Below are 248 nucleotides of genomic sequence, written 5' to 3'. Positions count from 1 at the left end.
ATGGCCAAAGCAAAGTTTGAACGTACGAAGCCGCATTGCAACATCGGGACGATCGGTCACGTCGACCATGGCAAGACGTCGCTGACTGCGGCGATCACCAAGGTTCTGGCGGAGACGGGCGGTGCGACGTTCACGGCCTATGACCAGATCGACAAGGCGCCGGAAGAGAAGGCGCGCGGCATCACGATTTCGACCGCGCATGTCGAGTACGAGACGCAGAACCGTCACTACGCGCACGTCGACTGCCC

At 60.9% G+C, this 248-nt stretch carries 1 protein-coding gene; it reads left to right on the top strand.

What is annotated here, in order from left to right; translation table 11 throughout:
• A partial coding sequence (locus DNX69_RS23845) for a GTP-binding protein (RefSeq protein ID WP_234827064.1) occupies positions 1 to 248 on the top strand: 248 nt, incomplete at its 3' end.

Source organism: Rhodopseudomonas palustris (assembly GCF_003226555.1).
Taxonomy (GTDB): Bacteria; Pseudomonadota; Alphaproteobacteria; order Rhizobiales; family Xanthobacteraceae; genus Rhodopseudomonas; species Rhodopseudomonas palustris_I.
This window is presented reverse-complemented; position numbering and strand designations above follow the sequence as displayed.